Annotated in this window: 10 protein-coding genes, 1 tRNA gene and 1 other RNA gene; 2 read left to right on the forward strand and 10 right to left on the reverse strand. The window is 46.7% G+C overall.

Translation table 11 applies throughout. The features are described 5' to 3' along the window. From NK638_RS10875 to coaD, 10 genes are all read right to left on the reverse strand, one after another. The coding region (locus tag NK638_RS10875; protein ID WP_274633036.1) for a polysaccharide biosynthesis/export family protein at positions 1 to 563 on the reverse strand (563 nt) is incomplete at its 3' end. A 71-nt stretch (positions 564 to 634) separates the two neighbouring features. After that, positions 635 to 1,750 carry a capsule biosynthesis protein gene (locus NK638_RS10880; RefSeq protein WP_274633037.1) on the reverse strand — a complete coding sequence of 372 codons (1,116 nt, stop codon included), beginning with the start codon at positions 1,748 to 1,750 and terminating at the stop codon, positions 635 to 637. Next, positions 1,719 to 2,390, reverse strand: a complete 672-nt coding sequence (locus NK638_RS10885) for an ABC transporter ATP-binding protein (protein WP_192995928.1) — start codon at positions 2,388 to 2,390, stop codon at positions 1,719 to 1,721. Before NK638_RS10885 ends, NK638_RS10880 begins: the two co-directional genes overlap by 32 nt. Before the next feature lie 61 nt (positions 2,391 to 2,451). Then, a complete protein-coding gene (locus NK638_RS10890) occupies positions 2,452 to 3,264 on the reverse strand; it encodes an ABC transporter permease (protein WP_274633038.1) in 813 nt (270 codons plus the stop codon). Positions 3,265 to 3,512: 248 nt separating this feature from the next. Beyond that, positions 3,513 to 3,589 (reverse strand) — tRNA-Met (locus tag NK638_RS10895). 172 nt (positions 3,590 to 3,761) lie between these two features. Beyond that, positions 3,762 to 4,118: RNase P RNA component class A (gene rnpB / locus NK638_RS10900), an RNA gene on the reverse strand. Positions 4,119 to 4,204: 86 nt separating this feature from the next. After that, on the reverse strand, positions 4,205 to 4,930 hold the full coding sequence (gene bioD / locus NK638_RS10905) for a dethiobiotin synthase (protein WP_274633039.1): 726 nt from the start codon (positions 4,928 to 4,930) through the stop codon (positions 4,205 to 4,207). After that, the gene (gene bioA, locus NK638_RS10910; RefSeq protein WP_274633040.1) at positions 4,927 to 6,240 is read right to left on the reverse strand and encodes an adenosylmethionine--8-amino-7-oxononanoate transaminase; all 1,314 of its coding nucleotides are present in this window, start codon (positions 6,238 to 6,240) and stop codon (positions 4,927 to 4,929) included. Before bioA ends, bioD begins: the two co-directional genes overlap by 4 nt. Before the next feature lie 111 nt (positions 6,241 to 6,351). Then, on the reverse strand, positions 6,352 to 6,600 hold the full coding sequence (locus tag NK638_RS10915) for a YfhL family 4Fe-4S dicluster ferredoxin (protein ID WP_105244803.1): 249 nt from the start codon (positions 6,598 to 6,600) through the stop codon (positions 6,352 to 6,354). Between the two features lie 97 nt (positions 6,601 to 6,697). Continuing rightward, a complete protein-coding gene (gene coaD / locus NK638_RS10920) occupies positions 6,698 to 7,216 on the reverse strand; it encodes a pantetheine-phosphate adenylyltransferase (protein ID WP_075102063.1) in 519 nt (172 codons plus the stop codon). A 223-nt stretch (positions 7,217 to 7,439) separates the two neighbouring features. Here coaD and smpB point away from each other — a divergent pair, with 223 nt between their 5' ends. Beyond that, positions 7,440 to 7,916, forward strand: a complete 477-nt coding sequence (gene smpB / locus NK638_RS10925; protein WP_075101997.1) for an SsrA-binding protein SmpB — start codon at positions 7,440 to 7,442, stop codon at positions 7,914 to 7,916. A gap of 264 nt (positions 7,917 to 8,180) precedes the next feature. Beyond that, complete coding sequence (locus NK638_RS10930; RefSeq protein ID WP_274633041.1) at positions 8,181 to 8,981, forward strand: hypothetical protein; 801 nt, start codon at positions 8,181 to 8,183, stop codon at positions 8,979 to 8,981. The last annotated feature ends 31 nt before the right edge of the window (positions 8,982 to 9,012 follow it).

A 9,012-nucleotide genomic window follows, 5' to 3' on the forward strand; every position in this document is an offset into this window, starting at 1 on the left:
ACGCCGACGTTTGAGCGGTAGATACGATTGACCGCGCTTTTGACCACGTTTTGTAAGTTGCCGTTTTGAACCCCAGCGATACGTACCGGACCGACGTTTGGCAAGAAAATATTGCCTTGTGGATCGACTGTCATGGTGGAGGCAAATTGATAGGCGCCCCACATGCGTACTTGGACATTGTCGCCTGGGTTTATCACATAGCTGTCGTTAAAGGTCGAGCCGGAGGTGGTCGAAAAAGCCCCGCGAAATAGCTGCTCACCAAACATCATGTCTTGGGTGTTGATGTCTTGGTAAGGGCGGGTGGTGTTAATAACCGACTGACTGGGCAAGCTGGCGGCATTCACCGCTTCTTGGGTGGTGGCCTGTCCAGGTACACCGCCAGCAAACGCTTGGGTTGAAACATTGATATTATTGCGATTTTGATCTTGGCTGGCATTATTGGCGCTTGTACCAAAGCTAGAGCCTGCCATTTGCTCAGCATAACTGACGGCGTTTGCTGACATGCTCATAGCAGCCATCGCCACACTTATCATCATCACGATCGCACGTGGTTTCGTATTCATGAATTATATTCCTTTACTGATCTGTCGATCATTAGTGATATCTGGTCGGTCAAAGCTGGCAGACCGCAAAACTAGCTACGATGATCGCGGACAACGGCCATCACCAAACGCACAAAACCGTAGAATATCAATAACAATATAAGTGATGTCCAAATGATATAAGCGCGGCGTGGATACAACGCTTCTTCGGCCTCATAAGGGGTTGAAATCACAATCAGGTTTTTCATCTTTTTAAAGGCTTCTAGGCGCGCCTTTTCAAGTGATGATAGCGATAGCTTATACAGCTCTGTGGCAAAGTCCACATCCGCTTTGATGGTCTCAAACTGCACCGCTTGACGGTTTAGCTTGGTGGTATTTGGCGAGGTCAGCTTGGTTTGCTCTTGACGAATTTGCGCTTCAATCGCTTTTATTTGGCTTCTGATCGACACCACTTGCGGCGCATCAGGATTGAGATAGCTAAGCAGTTGCCGCTCCTCAGTACGTAGAGAGCTTAGCTGTCCTTGTAGGCTGCCAATCAGCTGATTGATAATCTGGGCGTTGGCCTGCGGGTCATAAATCTCATTGGTGTTTTGATAGTTTAATAGCTGCTCTTTGGCGTCGTTTAGGCGATCTTGTGACTCTTCTAATTGGGTTTCGGCAAACACCAACTGATCACGAGCAACTTCTTGTGAGATACGGTTTACGAATTGCTCAGACTCGTTCAAGATGGTTTTGTTTAGCTCAAACGCGTAGCGTGAATCAAAGGCTTCTGTCGCCACCGACAGCACATAGCTTTGCTCATCGAGGTTAATGTGTACCCGCTTTTTGAAGTAATCGAGCAGCTCTTCTTGCGTGGCATCCGGATCAATCTCATAGATGGGGTCTGAGCCATCGACATAATAAGCCTCGCGAAACTTAAACTTATTATCTAGCCGCTTCACCATATCATTCGATAAAATGTACTCCGTCAGATAAGTGGCGTCTTCTTTGCTGGTGCTATTGACACCCAGTAGCGCAGACAGACCACCACCGGACGGCACACTTGACTCGCTGACTTGCTTTACCACCACATCAGCGGTCGATATATAACGTGGATGAGCCAGCGTCATGACATAAAATATCACGAGCACCCAAGGCAGTATGACTAAGCCGATAAATAACGAGAGGTTAATTATCTTACTTTTTTGCTTTGTGGATATGCTTTTCATAAACCTCAATCGCTTCTGTTGTATCTTCAAAGACGTGTGCTGTCTGATCCATTAATACAATACCAATATCGCAGTTACGCTTAATATCACCGATATTATGCGACACTATCAAAAACCCTGCTTGCTCTCGGCGGGCGGCCAAAACCTCTTCGCTGCGCTTACGAAATGCCGCGTCACCCACCGCTCCGGCTTCATCGAGCATATAATAATCAAAATCAAACGCCAGACTCAGCCCAAAGGTCAAACGAGCCTTCATACCAGATGAGTAGCTTTTGACCGGCATATCAAAATAGTTACCAATATCTGCAAACTCTTCGACAAAACGAATTTTTTCATCGATATAGGCCCCGCTTGAATATAGCCGGCACACAAAGCGGACGTTTTGCCGACCCGTCAAACTGCCTTGAAAGCCTCCTGCCACACCGACTGGCCATGAGATGGTAGAGTCGGTGATGATCTCACCATGGTCTGGCTCATCAAGTCCGCAGATGATACGCAGCAAGGTTGACTTACCTGCGCCATTACGCCCGAGCAAGCCAACGCTTTGCTTATCACCAATGGTCAGATTGAGATCTTTAAAAAGATAATGCCGACCTTTTTTTGTCATAAATGACTTAGAAATATTTTTAACTTCAATCATTTATTTACCATAAAATAAAACTAGATATTATAAATATCATAAAAATGAAACACTACGAGCTTTATTTTGAGCGTATTAGATCTTTTTCTACCGCTTTATACATGAGTAGACCTAAGAAGTTGACAGCCACTGTCCACTTCAAAAAATAGGTGATATCAATATGATAAGCGGGATAATTAGGGGCAAAAGCATGCCTGATCAGTTCGATATTATGAATAAAAGGATTGTAAAGCAGGTAGCTAAAGTATGGCTCTGGTACCACATGAATCGGGTAAATAATGCCAGAAGCAAAGTACAAGATGGTAAATATAATGGTAATCACCTTGCTAATCTCACCACCATAATAACCAATAACCATCATCATCAGTGCAATGCCAAAACTAAATAAAAACAGTGTGATCCAGCAAAACAGTACGATATGTAGATTCTCTAAGCTGGCATAGATATTAAAAAAAGCCAAACCTAACAGCAATAAGATCGAAGTAAAGAAATAAATAATCAGCTCTAAAAATGAGCGCGCAATAATCACATCAATATGTTTGATAGACCTATACATCAATAAGCCTTTATTGGCTTCTACCGCTCCCAATGCTCTCGTCGCTATCCTTTGAAACATGCGAAAAGGCACCATGCCTGCGACTAGAAACAAGGAATAGTTCATTCCCGGTAAAGCGCGCTCAATAATCACGCCAAAGATAACCAAAAAAATCAGCACTTGGAACAAGACTTCAAGTGGCGCCCACAGATAGCCCAGACGATAGCCACCAAAGCGCGTCTGTAGCTCACGCATCAGCAACGCATGAAATGCAGCACCCATGACTTTAAGGCCACTACGGTGCTTGATGGGACGATAAGGAGGCAATTGTACAGACATGGCGTTACAGGACTTTACCGAAAACAGCCCCTATGATAAGTAAGCAGGACACAAGTTACAAGAATTAATCTGTGAGTAAACCGATAAACCAATGATATAGCAAGAAATCCGTAAGCTTATTGACTCTTTTATAAGCGGCTTCATTATAAAAATCCCTCAGCCTGACGGAGTTTTTAAGTTATTTTAGGCAAAAAAAAAACCAATCATGAAGGATTGGCTTTTTAAAACTGATTAGGTTTTATGATATATGGTGGCGATGGAGAGACTTGAACTCTCGACCTCACGATTATGAGTCGTGCGCTCTAACCAGCTGAGCTACATCGCCATTTAAGGCTCGGTATAATACCGATAGAGGTGGATACCGTCAACCCCTAATTGGCTTTTTTTTGCAAAAAAATGAGTTTTATTCAAATTAAGCGCAAAAACATCACTGCTAACTATACAAACGAAGCGTAAAAACAATGCTTAAACACAACGCTTAAAAAACGAAGCATAAAAAAGTTGGTAGACCGATAAGCCGGGTTCTGTCGTGGACGATCATTCCTCTAGGCGCATCATCGCTGATACGCTCAAGCAACCTACCCGCATCGAACGCGGGCCGCGCCATGCCGATGCCTATTTGGTCTTGCTACGCGTGGAGTTTACCATGCCGTGCACCATTGCTGGCCACGCGGTGCGCTCTTACCGCACCCTTTCACCCTTACCTCGCTTGCGCGCGGCGGTCTCCTCTCTGCTGCACTGGTCGTCAGGTTACCCTGCCCAGCCGTTAGCTGGCACGCTGCCCTATGTAGCCCGGACTTTCCTCCCCTGCGCATCTGTTGCCAGTGTGCAGCGGCGATCGCCTAGTCTACCAAGGGCGCTAGTATAGCAAACCCAAGTCTCATCTGGGAATATCTTTTGTGACTAATTTTGCCTCGTCAAATAATCGCTTGTAGCCGCCTCAGACAAAACCATTTGGTAAATAAAAATCTGGCAGAGTGTGGCGTTGCTTATCTTGCTGTATATAGGGCAAGGTCAGCCAGTACGTGTCCGGATGGTACTGCTGCAGATGGTGCTGTAAAAACGCCATGGTACTCGTCGCAATCTCAGGATCTGTCTGAGCCGCATTATCATGAATAGGATTATAAATCACGCTATGCAGCGTTAAACCGCGTGCTTTGATGGCCTCAAGGCTAAGCAAAGTATGATTGATACTGCCAAGGCGACCCGAGGTCACCAAAACCACTGGATAGCCTTGGGTGGCAATATAATCTAGCGTCAGTAATTGCTCGGTTATGGGTACGAGCAAACCGCCTGCCCCTTCTAGCAACACCACATCGTAGTTTACTTGCAATTGCCGCGTCGCCTGAGTGATGACATCAGGGTCTAACACATCATCGGCCAGCCTGACCGCCAGATGCGGCGACGCTGGTTTTTTATAACGATAAGGGCATGTGGTGTGAGCAAGGTCACACGGCTGTAGCGGTACATCCATCAACTGGCGATGAGTAACAATATCATCAGCAATATTCATCTCACCACTGGCCAAATCAACCCCAACGCCCGTTTGTACCAGCTTTTGGGTGATGATATTTATGCCCTGCTGCATCAAGGCCTTAGCCAGTATGCCGGTGGCGTAAGTTTTGCCAATATCGGTGTCGATACCGGAGATAAATAGCACACTCATATAGCCGCTCTATTGGTGACACAAGTTTGATTTAAATAAAAGGTAACGACGGTCAGTAGTGACTGACATAGCGTCACCAGCTCATCATCCGTCACGACAAAGGGCGGCATGATATAGACCAATTTACCAAAGGGTCTGACCCAAATGCCATTTTCGATCAGTGAGGATTGAAAAACAGGCATATCGACCGCTTTATCCAATTCAATGACGGCGACCGCGCCCAAACAACGTACCTCTTTGACACCATCCAATGTCGCTGCTGGCGCAAGCTGCGACTCCATAACGGCTTGCATATCTGCCGTACGCCTCTCGATATCATAAGACAAAATCAAATCAATCGACGCACAAGCGACCGCGCAGGCCAGCGGATTACCCATAAAGGTGGGCCCATGCATCAGTGCAGGATAGTCGCTGTGATGAATGGTATCGGCAATATGGCGGGTGCATAAGGTGGCCGCAAAGGTCATATAGCCGCCCGTTAGCGCCTTACCCACGGTCATAATATCGGGGCTGATATCGGCGTGCTCACACGCAAAAAGCTTACCACTACGGCCAAAGCCTGTGGCGATCTCATCGGTAATCAACAGCACATCATGCGCATTACATAACTGCCGCAGTAATTGCAAATACTCTGGATTATAAAAGCGCATGCCGCCGGCGCCCTGAATGACAGGCTCGATAATGAATCCGGCAAGCTGAGCGCTATGTTTAGCAAAAAACTGGGTTAATTCATCGCGCACGTCTTGCGTTAATTTATATTCAAATCCCAATGGCGGGGCTGGGACAAAATGCTGTACCGGTAGCTGCTTACCGTATAAGCTATGCATGCCATTGATAGGATCGCAGACGCTCATCGCATGCCAGGTATCGCCATAATAGCCTGAATGCGTCGAGGCAAACTGGCACTTTTGCGGACGCTGAGCAGCAATCTGATACTGTAGCGCCATCTTTAATGCCACTTCCACCGCGATACTACCACTATCAGCATAAAAAACAGCATCGAGGCCTGCTGGTACGATGGAGAGCAGTTTTTCACCCAAGTCTATCGCCGGCTGATGGGTCAAGCCCCCAAACATCACATGCGCCATTTTGCCGAGCTGATGAGTCATTGCCGCATTGAGCACCGGATGGTTATAGCCATGCACGCTTGCCCACCATGACGACATGCCATCTATGAGGCGCGTGCCATCTTGAGTGACGATATAGATACCTTCGGCATGGTCAATGACGATATTTGGATAAGTGGGCGGCAAGCTGGCATAGGGATGCCACAAGTGCTGGTGGTCGAAGTCGTTGGTAGGCATACTCATCGTCCGCTCGCAAACGAAAAGTATGTATGTTGAAAAAAGTGTATGGGCAATTGAATATCCGTATTCATCATATTATTCCTAGGCTTTGTTAGGCAGCAGCATCTCAGCGCATTATTGACCAGTGATACGCTTGTATTTGGCCAATAAATCGCTTTCGCTCTCGATATGATCGGGGTCTTTTGGAATACAGTCGACAGGACAGATGACCACGCATTGCGGCTCATCGAAGTGACCGACACACTCTGTACACAGATCAGGGTCGATCACATATATATCATCGCCCTCAGAGATGGCCTCGTTTGGGCAAGCAGGCTCGCAGACATCACAGTTGATGCATTCGTCAGTGATTAACAATGCCATAAACTGCTCCTTATGTATGACTAATAACAAGCGCGGCAGATTACTCTGGCGAGTTTGGTGAAGGATAAAATAACTGTCAGCAGATAAACGGTGACGGCTAGTTAAGCGTGAGCTTTTTGGCAAAAGCTTGCGAGACACAAGGTGGCACAAATTTATTGACATCGCCGCCAAGCTTGGCAATCTCACGAATCATCGTCGATGAGATAAACGAGTAGTTTTGCGATGGCGTCAAAAACACCGCCTCAAAATTTTCATCGAGCTCGCGGTTCATATTGGCCAGCTGAAACTCATACTCAAAATCCGACATCGCACGCAAACCACGCAAGACGGCAGTGGCACCTTGCAGGCGCATAAAATCCACGAGCAGACCTTCAAAACCCACCACCGACACTTGCGGCAAATCTGCAAACACCGTCTCGACCAAAGCCACCCGCTCCTCAAAACTAAACAGCGGTTTTTTGTGGTGCCCTGATGCCACGGCAATGACCACCTCATCAAATAATTTGGTCGCGCGCGTCACCAAATCGACATGGCCATTGGTAATGGGGTCAAAGGTGCCAGGGTATAAAATCTTGGTCTGAAGCTTTGAAGCATGGGCGACATTTGCTGAATTCATAGCAGTGCTAATCTGGTCGTTAATGATACTGCACATGCTAGCAAATTTTGCCTACATTTAATACTTATCTGCTACATTTGTCCTAACAGCCGATTTACCTTTTGCCTCTTTGCTTTGCTACAATAAGCGCTTCGACTCATCTCACATAGTAGGCCCGCCGATGGTCTTGGATGAGGAATGGTAAGACAAGGATGCAGCGCACTGACATCCTGATGGAGAATTTATGTCAAAAAAAGCAAAAAAACCAGACAATCAAATCTGCGCCAATAAAAAAGCGCGGCACGAGTATTTTATCGAAGAAACCTTTGAGGCAGGCTTGTCTTTGCAAGGCTGGGAAGTCAAGGCCATTCGTGCAGGTAAAATGTCCATCACCGAGGCTTATATTACTTTTCGTAATGGTGAGGCTTTCTTGTTTGGTGCTCATATCCAGCCTCTGCTATCTAGCTCGACGCACATTAGCCCCGATAGCATCCGTACCCGTAAACTGCTGCTCAATCGCCGCGAGATCGACAAATTATATGGCGCGGTCAATCAAAAAGGCTATGCTTGTGTGCCGCTGTCTTGCTACTGGAAGCGTTCGATGGTCAAGTGTCAGATCGCCCTTGCCGTCGGTAAAAAACAACACGATAAACGTAAAACTCTGAAAGACCGCGACTGGGAGCGCGATAAGCAGCGCGGCTTTAAGCAGCATTTGGATTGAATGCTCTGGCAGGCTCTGCTCCTATCGAGCTGATAAACAGGACGATTTACCATCGCGTAAACCGTCCTGTTTTATTATAAATCTCACCCCAGCATATAACAGTCAGACCAATAACAGGCAGGGCAGTCGGTGCCAACAGCACTGTCATTTGCCGCCGCAAAATCTCTATTTGCAGTAGCAAAGTATTGGATAAACAAGGTAGGATATCTACAGAAAACCACCGTCATCTCCCCACAACAATATCGCAAACAAGGAAGTGCGACCATGACCCCATCAAAACCCCCACTCTCTCATAAGCTGCAAATTCATAAGCTGCAAAGCATGAGCGCGGCCGTATACCTAAACGTATACCTAAACAGGTATCTAAAAGCCAGCTGGATAGGGCTATCGCTTGCAGCGCTACTCGCCAGCTCAGGCTGCGCTACCAGCACACTACTAGAAAATGATCGTCATGTCAGCAGCCAAACCAGCAAAAAGATATTATCCGAAGATCAGATCGTCGCTTTTGGTCGCCCAGCTCAGGTGTTACCCAAAACGCCCAATGCTACCATGGTCATCGTCGGCGAAAAAAACAGCTATGTGTTGACGCAGGGCGGGACAGAGATGATCAGCTTACTGAGCACCCTGACACCCAAAAACATCCACGTCGATAATGACATGAGCTTTTATGTACCCGATAACGCTGGCGTTTTTCAAGGAGAGATGAAACTGTCTTATGCCAAATTAAAAGACGAGTTTCAGCGCTCAGACTATCAGTTCTTTTTGCAAAATAATGGCCGTGACTGCACCACCACTAGCGACCAGCGCATCGATGCACAGCGCTTTTGCTTTAGCGTTCCTGTCAAAGGCGCTATCTATCCGCAAGTCAGCAATTTACGTTTGATTCAGTCCAATTACCGCTCACTGACCAAGCCTTATACCGTCAGCTTTTATACACAAACAGAGCACGAGCAGGTCACTCGCCGCGGCCCTAATAGCGCCCAAAAACTGGTGTTACTGCCTTTTGCCTTAGCATTTGATGTGGTGACGCTGCCGCTACAAATCCTTGAAAAAGCCGCAGATTAATAAGCAATAACAAAACGTAAAACACAAAAAA

It is taken from the genome of Psychrobacter sp. A3 (genome assembly GCF_028823565.1).
GTDB classification, from domain to species: Bacteria; Pseudomonadota; Gammaproteobacteria; order Pseudomonadales; family Moraxellaceae; genus Psychrobacter; species Psychrobacter celer.

What these genes read in the sequence shown, in the direction of transcription:
- NK638_RS10880 (WP_274633037.1), bottom strand. Translation starts at nt 1,750, where the DNA reads ATGAAAAGCATATCCACAAAGCAAAAAAGTAAGATAATTAACCTCTCG.
- NK638_RS10885 (WP_192995928.1), bottom strand. Translation starts at nt 2,390, where the DNA reads ATGATTGAAGTTAAAAATATTTCTAAGTCATTTATGACAAAAAAAGGT.
- NK638_RS10890 (WP_274633038.1), bottom strand. Translation starts at nt 3,264, where the DNA reads ATGTCTGTACAATTGCCTCCTTATCGTCCCATCAAGCACCGTAGTGGC.
- bioD (WP_274633039.1), bottom strand. Translation starts at nt 4,930, where the DNA reads ATGAGTGTGCTATTTATCTCCGGTATCGACACCGATATTGGCAAAACT.
- bioA (WP_274633040.1), bottom strand. Translation starts at nt 6,240, where the DNA reads ATGAGTATGCCTACCAACGACTTCGACCACCAGCACTTGTGGCATCCC.
- NK638_RS10915 (WP_105244803.1), bottom strand. Translation starts at nt 6,600, where the DNA reads ATGGCATTGTTAATCACTGACGAATGCATCAACTGTGATGTCTGCGAG.
- coaD (WP_075102063.1), bottom strand. Translation starts at nt 7,216, where the DNA reads ATGAATTCAGCAAATGTCGCCCATGCTTCAAAGCTTCAGACCAAGATT.
- smpB (WP_075101997.1), top strand. Translation starts at nt 7,440, where the DNA reads ATGTCAAAAAAAGCAAAAAAACCAGACAATCAAATCTGCGCCAATAAA.
- NK638_RS10930 (WP_274633041.1), top strand. Translation starts at nt 8,181, where the DNA reads ATGACCCCATCAAAACCCCCACTCTCTCATAAGCTGCAAATTCATAAG.